Here is a 315-nt window from a genome sequence, read left to right as displayed (position 1 = left end):
CCGTGATGGTCAGGGCGGCCGGGTTCACCGTCAGCGTGCCATTGGCATAGGTGATCGAATAGTTCGACAGGCCCGTACCCGTGGCACCAGACGCACTGATCGTATAACTGCCCACCGTTGCGGCCGTGCCGTCGCCCGTGGAGGCCAGGGTCACGCCGCTGATCACGTCACCATTGACCAGACCCGCACTGGTATAGCCGGTCAGGCTGGCGCTGGTGCCATAGGTCTTGGTCGCCCCCGACGCCGTGATGGTCAGCGCTGCCGGGTTCACCGTCAGGGTGCCATTGGCGTAGGTGATCGAATAGTTCGACAGGC

General features: G+C 64.1%; 1 protein-coding gene. It reads right to left on the bottom strand.

Translation table 11 applies throughout. The features are described from left to right. Positions 1–315, bottom strand: a 315-nt coding sequence (locus ACODTW_RS28325) for an MBG domain-containing protein (RefSeq protein WP_488949563.1), incomplete at both ends; no start/stop codon positions are given.

Source organism: Niveispirillum sp. FG148 (assembly GCF_057809655.1).
Note: the sequence above shows the minus strand (reverse complement) of the source record. Positions and strands in the feature narration are given on the sequence as shown.